This is a genomic window from Nocardioides psychrotolerans (assembly GCF_900113685.1).
In the GTDB taxonomy this organism is placed as follows: Bacteria; Actinomycetota; Actinomycetes; order Propionibacteriales; family Nocardioidaceae; genus Nocardioides; species Nocardioides psychrotolerans.
In genome coordinates, this window is the sequence record NZ_FOQG01000010.1 from 47,901 (window position 1) to 62,536 (window position 14,636).

Consider the following 14,636-nt stretch of genomic DNA (forward strand, 5'->3'; position numbering starts at 1 on the left):
GCGTGAGACTCTGGGACGTCGGCGCGCCAGGCTTGCGCAGACGCCTCGCGTGGCGAACACTTGTTCGAACGCGGCACCATCTCAGACCTTGAGCCCGAAGGACGGCAGTGGCGGATCAGCTCATCATCCGGGGAGCCCGGGAGCACAACCTCAAGGACGTCTCCCTCGACCTCCCGCGCGACTCGCTCATCGTGTTCACGGGGCTGTCGGGCTCCGGCAAGTCCTCGCTCGCCTTCGACACGATCTTCGCCGAGGGGCAGCGCCGCTACGTCGAGTCGCTGTCGGCCTACGCGCGCCAGTTCCTCGGGCAGATGGACAAGCCCGACGTCGACTTCATCGAGGGGCTCTCGCCCGCGGTGTCGATCGACCAGAAGTCCACGTCCAAGAACCCACGCTCCACCGTCGGCACGATCACCGAGGTCTACGACTACCTCCGCCTGCTCTACGCGCGCGCCGGCCGTCCGCACTGCCCGACGTGCGGTGCGCCGATCGAGCGGCAGACGCCGCAGCAGATCGTCGACAAGATCCTGACCCTCGAGGAGGGCGCGCGTTTCCAGGTCCTCGCGCCCGTCATCCGCGGTCGCAAGGGCGAGTACGTCGAGCTGTTCAAGCAGCTGCAGACACAGGGCTTCAGCCGTGCCCGCGTCAACGGTGAGACCTACAGCCTCGACGAGCTCGCCCAGAAGCAGCCGAGCCTCGACAAGCAGAAGAAGCACACCATCGAGGTCGTCGTCGACCGGCTGGCGGTCAAGGAGTCCTCCAAGCGTCGCCTCACCGACTCGGTCGAGACCGCGCTCAACCTCGCCGGCGGCCTGGTGCTCTTCGACTTCGTCGACCTCGACGCCACGTCACCCGGGCGCGAGCTGCGTTTCAGCGAGAAGATGGCCTGCCCCAACGAGCACGCCATCGACACCGACGACCTCGAGCCCCGCTCGTTCTCCTTCAACTCGCCCTTCGGCGCCTGTCCGGTCTGCAGCGGCCTCGGCACCCGCATGGAGGTCGACCCCGAGCTGGTCGTGCCCGACCCGACCGCCACCCTCGGTGAGGGGGCCATCCAGCCCTGGAGCCAGGCCCACGTCGCCGACTACTTCCTGAAGCTGATGGCCGCGCTCGGCGACGAGCTGGGCTTCGACCTCAACATCCCCTGGCAGGACCTCCCGGCCAAGGGTCAGAAGGCGCTCCTGGAGGGTCACTCCGGCAAGGTCCACGTCGTCACGCGCAACCGCTACGGCCGCGAGCGCGCCTACTACGCGCAGTTCGAGGGCGTGCGTCCCTACATCGAGCGACGCCACCGGGAGGCCGAGTCCGACACCAGCCGGGAGCGCTTCGAGGGCTTCATGCGCGAGGTGCCGTGCGGGACCTGCAAGGGCAGCCGGCTCAAGCCGGTGTCGATGGCGGTCACCCTCGGTGGTCGCAACATCGCCGACGTCTGCTCGATGCCGATCAACGAGACCGCCGACTTCCTCAAGACCCTCGAGCTGTCCTCGCGCGAGCGCCAGATCGGTGAGCAGGTCCTCAAGGAGATCCAGCAGCGGCTCAACTTCCTGCTCGACGTCGGTCTCGACTATCTCTCGCTCGATCGGCCCTCCGGGTCGCTGTCGGGCGGCGAGGCTCAGCGCATCCGCCTGGCCACCCAGATCGGCGCTGGCCTCGTGGGCGTCCTCTACGTGCTCGACGAGCCCTCCATCGGCCTGCACCAGCGCGACAACCACCGCCTGATCGAGACCCTGGTCCGGCTCAAGGACCTCGGCAACACCCTGATCGTCGTCGAGCACGACGAGGACACGATCAAGGTCGCCGACTGGGTCGTCGACATCGGCCCCGGTGCGGGCGAGCACGGCGGCCAGGTGGTCCACAGCGGCAGCGTCCAAGGCCTGCTCGAGCACCCCGACTCGTTGACCGGGCAATACCTCTCCGGGCGCCGCGAGATCCCGGTGCCCGAGATCCGCCGTCCCCGCACCAAGGGTCGCGAGCTCGTCGTCCACGGGGCGCGCGAGCACAACCTGCGCGACATCGACGTCGCGTTCCCGCTCGGCCTGTTCGTCGCCGTCACCGGTGTCTCGGGCTCGGGCAAGTCGACGCTGGTCAACGACATCCTCTACACGTCGCTGGCCAAGCAGATCTACCGCTCGCGCACCATCCCGGGCCGGCACCAGAAGATCACCGGCCTCGACCACGTCGACAAGGTGATCCACGTCGACCAGTCGCCGATCGGTCGCACCCCGCGGTCCAACCCGGCGACCTACACCGGGGTCTTCGACCACGTGCGCAAGCTCTTCGCCTCGACCCCCGAGGCCAAGATGCGCGGCTACCTCCAGGGCCGCTTCTCCTTCAACGTCAAGGGCGGGCGCTGCGAGGCATGCTCCGGTGACGGCACGATCAAGATCGAGATGAACTTCCTGCCGGACGTCTACGTCCCGTGCGAGGTGTGCCACGGCGCGCGCTACAACCGCGAGACCCTCGAGGTCCACTTCAAGGGCAAGACCATCGCCGAGGTCCTCGACATGCCGATCGAGGAGGCCCTGGACTTCTTCGCGGCCGTGCCGCCGATCGCGCGTCACATGCAGACCCTCGTCGAGGTCGGTCTCGGCTACGTGCGTCTCGGCCAGCCGGCGACGACGCTCTCCGGAGGTGAGGCCCAGCGGGTCAAGCTCTCCTCCGAGCTGCAGAAGCGCTCCACCGGCCGCACCGTCTACGTCCTCGACGAGCCGACCACCGGCCTTCACTTCGAGGACATCCGCAAGCTCCTGCTCGTCCTGGGGCGCCTCGTCGACCAGGGCAACAGCGTGCTGGTGATCGAGCACAACCTCGACGTCATCAAGACCGCCGACTGGTTGGTCGACATGGGGCCCGAGGGTGGTTCGCGCGGGGGCATGGTCGTCGCAGAGGGCACGCCCGAGCAGGTGGCTGCCCATCCCGACAGCTTCACCGGCCAGTTCCTCGCGCCCTTGCTCGTGGGCCGTGAGGCCGCCCAGCCCAAGCGGGTCCTCCCGGCCACCGATGCCCCCCTGCCTCGAGGTGCCAGGCCGGCCGCGACCGCGAAGGCCCCGGCGAAGAAGGCGGCAGCCAAGCAGACGGCCAAGCAGACGGCCGACAAGTTGGCCGCTGCGGCCAAGCGCAAGGTGACCAGCCGGAGCTGACGGGCCGGAGCTGACGGGCCGGAGCTGCGGACCTCGCAGGTGGCTCTCTTCTGGTCAGTAGTCTTCTCTTCAACCAGTCCCGACGCTTCGAGGAGCACAGATGGGCGCATCAGGGTTCAGTCGCCGCACGGCGCTGACCGGCGCGATGGGGCTCGGTGTCGGCCTGCCGGTGCTCGCGGGCTGCGGCGGGGACGACGCTCCGAGCAGCGCGAGCGACCCGGCGCCACCACCCGGCAGTCCCGGCGCCACCCTCGAGCCCGACACACCGAGCGCGACCGCCACGTCCGAGGCGCCGACGGGTGGCTTCGCGTCCACCGCCGACATCCCAGTGGGTGGGGGCGGGGTCTTCGAGGAGCAGCAGGTCGTCGTCACCCAGCCGACCGCGGGGGAGTTCAAGGGCTTCTCCTTCGTCTGCACGCACTCCGGCTGCCCGGTCACCCAGGTCACCGACGAGATCCTCTGCCCCTGCCACGGCAGCAAGTTCTCCATCACCGACGGCTCGCCCACCGCCGGACCCGCGCCGTCGTCGCTCGAGCCGATGGAGCTCGTGATCGACGGCGACAGCATCAGCCTCGCCTGAGCCAGCCGACCCCCACCCTCCCGGAGGCACCGATGTCCGATCGTCCCGCGTTCCATCCGACTCGTCGCATCGTCTTCCACGGTCTCGGCGCCATCGGGGTGGCGGCCGCCCTCGCCGGCTGCGGAGGTGGCAGCTCGGAGCCGGCTGCCCGGGAGGCGACCGCTGGCGCCGAGCTCGCGACGACTTCTGAGATCCCTGTGGGTGGCGGCCTGATCCTGACCGACCAGCAGATCGTGATCACCCAGCCCACCGAAGGAGAGTTCAAGGCCTTCACCGCCGTGTGCCCCCACGAGGGCAACACGGTGACCTCGGTCGAGTCCGGCACGATCGAGTGCAGCTTTCACGGCAGCTCGTTCAGCGCCGAGACCGGTGAGGTGGAGGGCGGTCCCGCCGGCTCCGCGCTCGCCGTCGTCGCGATCGATGTGCAGGGCGACAAGATCCTCGCTGCCTGATCGGCGCTCGGTCGTCGTGGCTGACACGCCACGACCGGGGGGCTGTCCCCGGCGTTCCGTAGGGTTGACCCGTGCCACCGTCCCGCTCCTCCCGATCCGCCCGCGGGCCGTTGTCCTACCGTCCCGAGCCGGGCTCCATCCCGACCCAGCCGGGGGTCTACCGCTTTCGCGACGCCAAGGGTCGGGTGATCTACGTGGGCAAGGCCAAGAGCCTGCGCCCACGACTCTCGTCCTACTTCCAGGACATCGGCAACCTGCACCAGCGCACGGCCACGATGGTCACCACCGCGGCGAGCGTGGAGTGGACGGTCGTCAACACCGAGGTGGAGGCGCTCCAGCTGGAATACAGCTGGATCAAGGAGTTCGACCCGCGCTTCAACGTCAAGTACCGCGACGACAAGTCCTACCCCTGGTTAGCCGTCACGGTCGGTGACGAGTTCCCCCGGGTGATGGTCGGCCGGGGGGCCAAGCGCAAGGGCACCCGCTACTTCGGGCCCTACAGCCACGCCTGGGCGATCCGCGAGACCGTCGACGTGCTGCTGCGGGTCTTCCCCATGCGCTCGTGCAGCAACGGCGTCTTCAAGCGCTCGGCCCAGATCGGGCGTCCCTGCCTCCTGGGCTACATCGGCAAGTGCTCCGCGCCCTGCGTCGGCCAGGTGTCGCCCGAGGAGCACCGCGCGATCGTCGACGACTTCTGCGACTTCATGGGCGGCCAGACACGGCCCTTCGTGCGGCGCATCGAGAAGGCGATGTACGCCGCTTCCGAGGCCGAGGACTACGAGCGTGCGGCCCGGCTCCGCGACGACCTTGGCGCGCTCGAGAAGGCGCTGGAGAAGCAGGCCGTCGTGCTCGGGGACGGGGCCGACGCCGACGTGATCGCACTCGCGGAGGACCCGCTCGAGGTCGCCGTACAGATCTTCTACGTCCGCGGTGGCCGCATCCGCGGGCAGCGTGGCTGGGTCGCCGACCGCGTCGGCGAGGGCGGCACGGCCGAGCTGGTCGACGACTTCCTGCTCCAGCTCTACGCCGGCGGCGAGGCCGACTCGATCCCGCGCGAGATCCTGGTGCCGGCGCTGCCACCCGACGTCGACACCTACGAAGCGCTGCTGAGCGACCTGCGGGGGAGCCGGGTGCAGATCCGGGTGCCACAGCGCGGTGACAAGAAGACGCTGCAGGAGACGGTGGCCCGCAACGCGGGCCAGGCCCTGGTCCTCCACAAGACCAAGCGGGCCAGCGACCTCACCACCCGCAACCGGGCGCTCGAGGAGATCCAGCTCGCGCTCGAGCTCGAGGAGGTGCCGCTGCGCATCGAGTGCTACGACGTCTCCAACCTGCAGGGCACCGAGGTCGTGGCGTCGATGGTGGTCTTCGAGGACGGCCTGGTCCGCAAGGGCGAATACCGCCGCTTCGTGATCAAGGGCGTCGACGGCCAGAACGACGTCGCCTCCATGCACGAGGTCATCACCCGACGCTTCCGCCGCCTGCTCGACGAGCAGGCGCGCAGCCAGCAGGTCTCGACCTCCAACGGTCCGATGCTGGTCGACCCGGAGACGGGCCGCCCGCGCAAGTTCGCCTACGCCCCGGGGCTCGTGGTGGTCGACGGCGGGCCGCCGCAGGTCGCGGCGGCCCAGCAGGCACTCGACGAGCTCGGCATCGACGACATCGCGATCTGCGGCCTCGCCAAGCGCCTGGAGGAGGTCTGGTTGCCCGGGCAGGAGGACCCGGTCATCCTGCCGCGTTCCTCGGAGGGCCTCTACCTCCTCCAGCGGGTGCGCGACGAGGCACACCGCTTCGCCATCAACCACCACCGTTCGCGGCGTTCCAAGACGATGGTCGAGAGCATGCTCGACGACGTGCCAGGGCTGGGCGAGGTCCGCCGCAAGACCCTGCTCAAGCACTTCGGCTCGCTCAAGAAGCTGCGCCTGGCCACCGTCGAAGAGATCGCCATGGTGCCCGGCATCGGTGAGCGCACCGCCACCGCCATCAAGGACGCGGTCGCCCAGGCGTCGTCGACCGGCAAGACTGTCTCCGTCAACACGGCGACCGGAGAGATCGAGGAGTCATGACCGAGGAGACAGTGCCCCCGACCCGCGGTGAGCTGGTCGTCGTCACCGGGATGACCGGTGCCGGTCGCAGCACGGCCGCCAAGGAGCTCGAGGACCTCGGCTTCTACGTCGTCGACAACCTGCCGCCGACCCTCCTCCCGGATGTCGTCAAGCTGGTCGACGACAGCCTCGGCCCCACCCAGGGCATCGCTGTCGTCGTCGACGTCCGCTCCGGCTCGTTCTTCCACACCCTGCACGCCAACCTTGCCCAGGGAGCCACCGGTCGGCGCACGACGCTGCTGTTCCTCGATGCCTCCGACGAGGTGCTGGTCCGTCGCCAGGAGGCGGCCCGCCGGCCGCACCCGCTGCAGGCGAGCGGCCGTCTCCTCGACGGGCTGCAGCGTGAGCGCGCCGTTTTGGCCGACCTGCGCAGCGACGCCGACCTGATGATCGACACCACGGCGCTCAACGTCCACCAGCTCACCGACCGTGTGGCCGAGGCGTTCGGCACGGTGCACTCGACCCGCCTCAAGGTCAACATCGTCAGCTTCGGCTTCAAGTACGGCATTCCCGTCGACGCCGACTTCGTCGCCGACATGCGCTTCCTGCCCAATCCCTTCTGGGTGCCTGAGCTGCGCGCCGGCACCGGGCGTGACGTCGGGGTCGCCGACTACGTCAAGAGCCAGCCCGGTGCCGCGGAGTTCCTCGACGGCTACGTCCCGGTGCTCGCGGGGGTCTCGGCCGGCTACCTGCGTGAGGGCAAGCGCTTCATGCGCGTCGCCATCGGCTGCACAGGGGGCAGGCACCGCAGTGTCGCGATGAGCGAGGAGATCGGTCGACGGCTGATCGACCGGGGCCTGGAAGTGCGGGTCACCCACCGCGATCTCGGGCGCGAGTGACGGCGATGAGCGACCTTCGTGCTCAGTCGGTCGTCGCCTTCGGAGGCGGCCACGGGCTGTTCGCCTCCCTCTCGGCGTTGCGCCTGCTCGTCGACGACCTCACCGTCGACGACCTGACGGCAGTCGTCACGGTGGCCGACAACGGCGGCTCCTCAGGACGCCTGCGCGGTGAGTTCGGGGTGCTGCCCCCCGGCGACCTGCGCATGGCGTTGGCGGCGCTCTGCGGCGACGACACCTGGGACGTGACGTGGTCCCGGGTGCTCCAGCACCGCTTCGCCGGAGAGGGCGAGATGCGCGGGCACGTCGTCGGCAACCTCCTCATCGTCAGCCTCTGGGAGCTGCTCGGCGACCACGTCGACGCGCTCGACTGGATCGGGCGCCTGCTGGGTGCCAAGGGTCGTGTGCTCCCCATGGCCCTGACCCCGATGGTGATCACCGCCGAGGTGGCCGGGCTGCTCGACGACCCGGACGAGCTCGTCACGGTCCGCGGCCAGGTGGAGGTGGCCATCACCTCCGGCTCCATCTCCTCGATCGCCCTCGAGCCTGCCGACCCCACGGTCTGCCCCCAGGCGCTCGAGGCGATCCACGCAGCCGACTGGATGGTGCTCGGCCCCGGCTCGTGGTTCACCTCGGTGATCCCGCACCTGATGATCCCCGCCCTGAGGGAAGCGATCGTCACCAGCGTCGCTCGGCTCATCGTGGTGCTCAACCTCGAGGAGCAGCCCGGTGAGACGCACGGGCTCGGCCCGGGTGACCACCTCGCCGCCCTCATCGTGCACGCGCCGGACCTCGCGCCGGCCGTGGTGCTCGCCGATGCCCGGTGTATCGGTGACGAAGCTGCAGCCCTGGAGCGCACGGTCGCGTCCTACGGCGCCCGGCTGGTGCTCGCGGACGTCATGGCCGACGACGGGACGCCCCGCCACGACCCCGCGAAGCTCGCGGCTGCTTATGCACACATCATGAGCGGTGACTGAGCCGGGGGAGTGGTCGTCGGTTGTTGACTCCCGTGCAAGGATCACGCCATGGCGATGACGGCCCAGGTCAAGGCGGAGTTGTCCAGCACCCAGATCACGAAGACCTGCTGCCGCAAGGCGGAGGTGGCCTCGATGCTGAGGTTCGCGGGCGGGCTCCACATCGTGAGCGGCAAGATCGTCGTCGAGGCAGAGCTGGACACCGGTGCGGCAGCCCGTCGGCTGCGCAAGGACATTGCCGAGGTCTACGGCCACGGCTCCGACGTCGTGATGGTGCAGGGCGCGGGGATCCGCAAGGGCAGCCGCTACATCGTCCGGGTGGTCAAGGACGGCGAGGCACTCGCGCGTCAGACCGGCCTGCTCGACCAGCGTGGACGCCCGGTGCGCGGCCTGCCTCCTGCCGTCGTCTCCGGCGGCGGCTGTGACGCGGTTGCCGCGTGGCGCGGTGCGTTCCTCGCCCACGGCTCCCTGACCGAGCCGGGGCGTTCGTCCTCGCTCGAGGTGACCTGCCCCGGCCCCGAGGCGGCGCTCGCCCTCGTCGGCGTGGCCCGACGCCTCGGCATCCAGGCCAAGGCCCGCGAGGTCCGCGGCGTCGACCGCGTGGTCATCCGTGACGGCGATGCGATCGGTCAGCTGCTCACTCGCCTGGGCGCCCATGAGTCCCTGATGGCCTGGGAGGAAAGGCGCATGCGCCGCGAGGTCCGTGCGACGGCCAACCGGCTCGCCAACTTCGACGACGCCAACCTGCGCCGGTCGGCTCGTGCGGCCGTCGCCGCCGGTGCCCGGGTGGAGCGGGCCCTGGAGATCCTGGGCGAGGAGATCCCTGACCACCTCCAGCTCGCCGGCACGCTCCGCCTCGAGCACAAGCAGGCCTCCTTGGAGGAGCTCGGCCAGCTGCACGAGCCGGTGCTGACCAAGGACGCGATCGCGGGTCGGATCCGGCGTCTGCTGGCGATGGCCGACAAGCGCGCCGAGGAGCTCGGCATCCCCGACACCGAGGCGTCCCTGACCCCCGAGATGCTCGCCGACGAGGTCTGAGGTCCCCTCGTCGTGTGACCGAGGTCCGTTACCCGTGCGTAGGTCGGGACGCGACGGCTCCAGCCCGTCTCCAGGCGATAGGGTCGCACTGACGCGGCCTGATGAGACCTCGAGGGCCGCCCCACCAGCGCACCGCTAGGAGCATTCGCAGTGACCGTTCGCGTAGGTATCAACGGATTCGGCCGGATCGGCCGCAACTTCTTCCGGGCCGTCGTCGCCTCGGGCGCCGACATCGAGATCGTCGCCGTCAACGACCTGACCGACAACCAGACCCTCGCCACCCTACTGAAGTACGACTCGATCCTGGGTCGTCTCGACGGGGACGTGACCGCGACCGACACCGAGATCACGGCCGCCGGCCACACCTTCAAGGTGTTCGCCGAGCGCGACCCGGGCGCCCTGCCCTGGGGCGACCTGGGTGCCGACGTCGTCATCGAGGCGACCGGCTTCTTCACCGACGCGACGAAGGCGAAGGCCCACATCGACGGTGGCGCCAAGAAGGTCATCATCTCGGCGCCCGCCAAGAACGAGGACGTCACGATCGTGATGGGCGTCAACGAGGGCGACTACGACCCCGCCACGCACACGATCATCTCCAACGCCTCCTGCACGACCAACTGCCTCGCCCCCATGGCCAAGGTTCTCAGCGACGAGTTCGGCATCGTCAAGGGCCTGATGACCACCATCCACGCCTACACCGGTGACCAGAACCTGCTCGACGGTCCGCACAAGGACATGCGCCGCGCCCGCGCCGCCGCGCTCAACATCGTCCCCACGTCCACGGGTGCCGCCAAGGCGATCTCGCTGGTGATGCCCGAGCTCAAGGGCAAGCTCGACGGCTATGCCCTCCGCGTGCCCGTCCCCACGGGCTCCGTCACCGACCTGACCTTCGAGGCCGGCCGCGAGACCACCGTCGAGGAGGTCAACGCCGTGATGAAGGCGGCGGCCGACGGTCGCATCCTGCGCTACAGCGAGGACCCCATCGTCTCCAGCGACATCACCACCGACCCGGCGTCGTGCATCTTCGACGCGCCGCTGACCAAGGTCATCGGCAACCAGGTCAAGGTCGTCGGCTGGTACGACAACGAGTGGGGCTACTCCAACCGCCTCGTCGACCTGGTCAACCACATCGGCGAGACCCTCTGACCGTGTCCGGCATCGACGCCCTGGGCGACCTGCGCGGCAAGCGCGTGCTGGTCCGCTCGGACCTCAACGTGCCGCTCGACGGCACCCCGCCGACCATGGGGATCACCGACGACGGCCGCATCCGGGCCAGCGTCCCCACCATCCGCGAGCTGGCTGACGCCGGTGCCCGGGTGGTGGTCACGGCCCACCTCGGTCGCCCGAAGGGTGCCCCGGAGGACCGCTACTCGCTGCGTCCCGTGGCGGCCCGTCTCGGCGAGCTCCTCGGCACGGAGGTTGCCTTCGCGACCGACACCGTCGGTGACTCGGCGAGGTCGACGGTCGACGGCCTGGCCGACGGCCAGGTCGCGGTCCTCGAGAACGTCCGCTTCAACGCGGGCGAGACGAGCAAGGACGCCGCCGAACGTGGCGCCTTCGCCGACCAGCTCGCGGCTCTGGCCGATGCGTTCGTCTCGGACGGCTTCGGCGTGGTCCACCGCAAGCAGGCGAGCGTCTACGACGTCGCCCAGCGGCTGCCGCACGCCATGGGCGGCCTCGTCTCCCGCGAGATCGACGTCCTGCGTCGCCTCACGGTCGACCCGGAACGCCCCTACGTCGTGGTGCTCGGGGGGTCGAAGGTCTCCGACAAGCTCGGAGTCATCGACAACCTCCTTGGCAAGGCCGACAAGCTCCTCATCGGCGGCGGCATGGTCTTCACCTTCCTCAAGGCTCAGGGCCACGAGGTCGGCAAGAGCCTGCTCGAGGAGGACCAGCTCGACGTCTGCCGGTCCTACCTCACGCGTGCCGAGGAGTCCGGCGTGCAGATCCTCCTGCCGACCGACATCGTCGTCGACACGGCCTTCCCGTCCGGTGACGCCGAGCCACACCCGGTGGTGGTCGGCTCCGACGCGATCCCGGCCGACAGCCTGGGCCTCGACATCGGACCCGAGTCCGCGGTGGCCTTCGCCGCCGCACTCAGCGACGCTCGCACGGTCTTCTGGAACGGTCCCATGGGCGTGTTCGAGGTCGGCGCGTTCGCCGAGGGCACCCGCGCGGTCGCGCAGGCCCTCACCACGATCGACGGTCTCTCGGTCGTGGGTGGTGGCGACTCCGCCGCCGCCGTACGCACGTTGGGCTTCGACGAAGCAACGTTCGGGCACATCTCCACCGGTGGTGGAGCCAGCCTCGAATACCTCGAGGGCAAGGAACTGCCCGGCATCACGGTTCTGGAGGACTGACGACCATGGCCAAAGCCACCCGCACGCCGCTGATGGCGGGCAACTGGAAGATGAACCTCAACCACCAAGAAGCGGTGGTGCTCGTCCAGAAGCTCGCCTGGACGTTGTCCGACAAGCGCCACGACTACGGCAAGGTCGAGGTGGTCGTCGTGCCGCCGTTCACCGACCTGCGCTCGGTCCAGACCCTCGTCGACGGCGACCGGCTCTCCGTCAAGTACGGCGCCCAGGACGTCTCCACCCAGGACTCCGGGGCGTTCACCGGCGAGATCTCGGCCGGCATGCTGGCCAAGCTCGGCTGCTCCTACGTCGTGGTCGGTCACTCGGAGCGGCGCGAGCTGCACGCCGAGACCGACGAGGTCGTCAACGCCAAGGCCCACAAGGCCCACGCCGCCGACATGGTCCCGATCGTGTGTGTCGGTGAGGGCCTCTCGGTCCGTCAGGCCGGCGAGCACGTCGCCCACACCCTCGCCCAGCTCGACGGCTCGCTCGCCGGTTTCACCGCCGAGCAGGTCGTCGGTCTGGTCGTGGCCTACGAGCCCGTCTGGGCCATCGGCACGGGTGAGGTCGCCACACCCGAGGACGCCCAGGAGGTCTGCGCCGCCATCCGCGCGCGCGTGCGCGAGGTCCACGGCGACGCCGCGGCCGACGGCCTGCGGATCCTCTACGGCGGGTCGGTGAAGGCCAACAACGTCGCGGGGATCATGGCCAAGGACGACGTGGACGGTGCGCTGGTGGGGGGCGCGAGCCTGCAGGTCGCTGAGTTCGGCGGCGTCTGTCGCTTCTACGACATGCCGGTCATCTGATCCATCACACCCTGACGTAGGATCCCCTTCTGTGACAACGATCTTCACTGCTCTGCTCATCGCCACGAGCCTCCTCCTGATCGGCCTCGTGCTGCTTCACAAGGGGCGTGGTGGCGGACTCTCGGACATGTTCGGTGGTGGCGTCAGCAGCTCGTTGGGCGGTTCGTCCGTCGCCGAGCGCAACCTCGACCGGTTCACGGTCGGCATTGGCGTCATCTGGTTCGCCTGCGTGATCGCGCTGGGCCTGTTGCTCGCCTACCAGAGCTGAAAGAGAGGCAACACACGTGGCTGGTGGAGGAAGTGCCATTCGCGGCAGCCGAGTAGGCGCCGGACCGATGGGCGAGGCGGAGCGGGGTGAAGCCGCGCCCCGTCAGCCGGTGAGTTACTTCTGCTCCCGGGGACACAGCTCGGTCGTGACCTTCTCGGTCGAGGCCGTCGCGCCCGACTCCTGGGACTGTCCCAAGTGCGGCCTGCCCGCTGGTCGTGACTCGGAGAACGCTCCGCCGGCGACCAAGGTGGAGCCCTACAAGACCCACCTCGCCTACGTGAAGGAGCGTCGCTCCGACAAGGAGGCGGCCGACATCCTCGACGAGGCCGTCCAGCTGCTGCGCTCGCGCCGCAAGTCCGGCGACATCATCTTCTGAGGCAGCCTTACCTGACTGCACTGCCGAGTCGGCGCAATGTCGCATCCTCGCGGTGCGACATCGCGCCGACTCGGCGATGTCAGAGGTGCGAGGCCGCTTCGCGGTCGAGGAAGTACGTCGTCTCGTGGCGCCCGTGGGCACCTCGGGCGGGGGTGTCGTGCACGGTGCCCTCGACGTCGAGGGCCGCGGCCACGGCCTCGGCCTTGCCGTCACCGCTGGCGATCACCCACAGGGCACGTGAGCGGTTGAGCGCGCCGAAGGTGAGGCTGATCCGCTCGGGCGGGGGCTTGGGGGAGCCGGTGACACCGACCGCGACCCGGTCGTCGACCTCGAGCTGGGGGAACCCCGGGAACAGCGACGCCACGTGACCGTCGGGGCCGAGGCCGAGCATGACGACCTCGAACTCGTCGCTGCCGTGCTGGTGGATCACGTCCGCGAAGGCCGATGCGGCGGCCTCGACGTCCGCCCCGTCGTCGGTCGAGGGCATCTCGTGCACCTGGGTCGCCCCCACCGCGTCGAGGAACGCGCGCCGGGCCTGACCCGCGTTGCGGTCGGGGGAGTCGGCCGCCACGAAGCGCTCGTCGCCCCACCAGACGACCACGCGGGTCCAGTCGACCTCAGAGCCCGGGCTGAGCCGGGCGAGCTCGTGGTGCAGCGCGTCCGCGATGGTGCCGCCCGTGAGCACGATCTGGGGGTCGCGACCGGCCTCCTGGGCGTCCGCGAGACGCACGAGCAGCTCGCCGGCAACGCTGGTGGCCAGCGCGGCCGCGTCGGCGTGCACCTCGACCAGCGGGGCAATCATGACTTCATCTTGTGGAGTCGGCGCGTGACGGCGGCGTAGACATCGTCCTCGTCGAGGCGGCGCAGCTCCTCGCCGAGCAGCTCCGGCAGCGTGCGCCGCTTGAGGGCGATGGGTCGGTCCGGTCTCCCGGGCGAGGCATAGGTCGCGAGCTTGCCGTCGGTGCGGCTGATGCGGATCGGTCCTTCGGCGGTCTCGAGAACGACCTCGGTGATGCCCGGCCCCTGCGAGACCGACCGCGTGACCGTGACCTTGAGACGATCGGTCAGCCAGGCGGCCAGAAGGTCGGCGCTGGGGCTGATCCGCTCGGCCGTGACGGAGGCCGACGTGACCTTCAGATGGTGTTGGTCGAGCGCCGCTGCCAGCAGTGCGCGCCACGGCGTGAGCCGGGTCCAGGCGAGGTCCGTGTTGCCCTTGACGTACGACGAGCACTGGACGCCGAGGGCCTTCGAGCGGCCCTTGGTGGCCGAGGCCGAGTCGGTGATGCGTCGCTGGGCGAGCGACCCGAGCAGGTCGCCGGCCGGGTCCTCGGGAGCCGACGTCGGCCACCAGACGGCCACGGGGGAGTCGGGGAGCAGCAGCGGGAGCACCACCGAGGCGGCGTGCCTGACGACCTCGCCCTTGAGCCGGATCAGCGCGGTCTCCCCGGTCCAACCGTCGCCGGTGCCGACCTGGGCGTTGACCTGGCTGGACCCGCGGGCGTCGCCGAGGATGACGCCGAGCACCCGGGCGGGGTGCTCGTGCGAGGCGGCCTGGGCCGACTCCATCGCGGCCTCCGACTCGTCCTCGTCCACGACGATCATCAGCGTCATGACCATGCCCATCGCGGGGCTCCCGGCGCGCTTGCGGGCGCGCACGAACTCCGTCGCGATCTTGGCCGACGTGGTGTCGATGAGCTCCTTCAT

At 69.8% G+C, this 14,636-nt stretch carries 14 protein-coding genes; 12 read left to right on the forward strand and 2 right to left on the reverse strand.

What is annotated here, in order from left to right:
• Positions 1–107 precede the first annotated feature (107 nt).
• The 12 genes from uvrA (at position 108) to BM204_RS13175 (ending at position 12,932) form a co-directional block, all read left to right on the forward strand.
• On the forward strand, positions 108–3,140 hold the full coding sequence (gene uvrA, locus BM204_RS13120) for an excinuclease ABC subunit UvrA (RefSeq protein WP_091114078.1): 3,033 nt from the start codon (positions 108–110) through the stop codon (positions 3,138–3,140).
• A 100-nt stretch (positions 3,141–3,240) separates the two neighbouring features.
• Complete coding sequence (locus BM204_RS13125) at positions 3,241–3,720, forward strand: Rieske (2Fe-2S) protein (RefSeq protein WP_091114080.1); 480 nt, start codon at positions 3,241–3,243, stop codon at positions 3,718–3,720.
• Positions 3,721–3,752: 32 nt separating this feature from the next.
• A complete protein-coding gene (locus BM204_RS13130) occupies positions 3,753–4,172 on the forward strand; it encodes a Rieske (2Fe-2S) protein (protein ID WP_091114085.1) in 420 nt (139 codons plus the stop codon).
• Between the two features lie 71 nt (positions 4,173–4,243).
• On the forward strand, positions 4,244–6,238 hold the full coding sequence (gene uvrC, locus BM204_RS13135; protein ID WP_091114087.1) for an excinuclease ABC subunit UvrC: 1,995 nt from the start codon (positions 4,244–4,246) through the stop codon (positions 6,236–6,238).
• Entirely contained in the window at positions 6,235–7,116 is an 882-nt protein-coding gene (rapZ, locus tag BM204_RS13140; RefSeq protein ID WP_174813009.1) for an RNase adapter RapZ, read from the forward strand. Before uvrC ends, rapZ begins: the two co-directional genes overlap by 4 nt.
• Positions 7,117–7,121: 5 nt before the next feature.
• Positions 7,122–8,090, forward strand: coding sequence for a gluconeogenesis factor YvcK family protein (locus BM204_RS13145; protein WP_091114318.1), 969 nt, complete (start codon positions 7,122–7,124; stop codon positions 8,088–8,090).
• Positions 8,091–8,138: 48 nt separating this feature from the next.
• Entirely contained in the window at positions 8,139–9,125 is a 987-nt protein-coding gene (whiA, locus tag BM204_RS13150; protein ID WP_091114089.1) for a DNA-binding protein WhiA, read from the forward strand.
• Positions 9,126–9,275: 150 nt separating this feature from the next.
• Positions 9,276–10,271, forward strand: coding sequence for a type I glyceraldehyde-3-phosphate dehydrogenase (gene gap / locus BM204_RS13155; RefSeq protein WP_091114092.1), 996 nt, complete (start codon positions 9,276–9,278; stop codon positions 10,269–10,271).
• 2 nt (positions 10,272–10,273) lie between these two features.
• On the forward strand, positions 10,274–11,485 hold the full coding sequence (locus BM204_RS13160; protein WP_091114095.1) for a phosphoglycerate kinase: 1,212 nt from the start codon (positions 10,274–10,276) through the stop codon (positions 11,483–11,485).
• A 5-nt stretch (positions 11,486–11,490) separates the two neighbouring features.
• Entirely contained in the window at positions 11,491–12,288 is a 798-nt protein-coding gene (gene tpiA, locus BM204_RS13165) for a triose-phosphate isomerase (protein WP_091114096.1), read from the forward strand.
• Positions 12,289–12,319: 31 nt separating this feature from the next.
• Positions 12,320–12,556 (forward strand): preprotein translocase subunit SecG, encoded by a 237-nt coding sequence (secG, locus tag BM204_RS13170; protein WP_091114099.1) that lies wholly within the window; start codon positions 12,320–12,322, stop codon positions 12,554–12,556.
• Between the two features lie 16 nt (positions 12,557–12,572).
• On the forward strand, positions 12,573–12,932 hold the full coding sequence (locus BM204_RS13175) for an RNA polymerase-binding protein RbpA (RefSeq protein WP_091114101.1): 360 nt from the start codon (positions 12,573–12,575) through the stop codon (positions 12,930–12,932).
• 79 nt (positions 12,933–13,011) lie between these two features.
• Here BM204_RS13175 and pgl read toward each other — a convergent pair whose 3' ends face one another.
• Together pgl and BM204_RS13185 are read right to left on the reverse strand one after the other, a co-directional pair.
• Positions 13,012–13,734: a 6-phosphogluconolactonase gene (gene pgl, locus BM204_RS13180; protein WP_091114103.1), complete on the reverse strand. Its 723-nt coding sequence runs from the start codon at positions 13,732–13,734 to the stop codon at positions 13,012–13,014.
• Positions 13,731–14,636 carry a glucose-6-phosphate dehydrogenase assembly protein OpcA gene (locus tag BM204_RS13185; protein ID WP_091114106.1) on the reverse strand — a complete coding sequence of 302 codons (906 nt, stop codon included), beginning with the start codon at positions 14,634–14,636 and terminating at the stop codon, positions 13,731–13,733. The genes pgl and BM204_RS13185 overlap by 4 nt, the downstream gene beginning before the upstream one ends.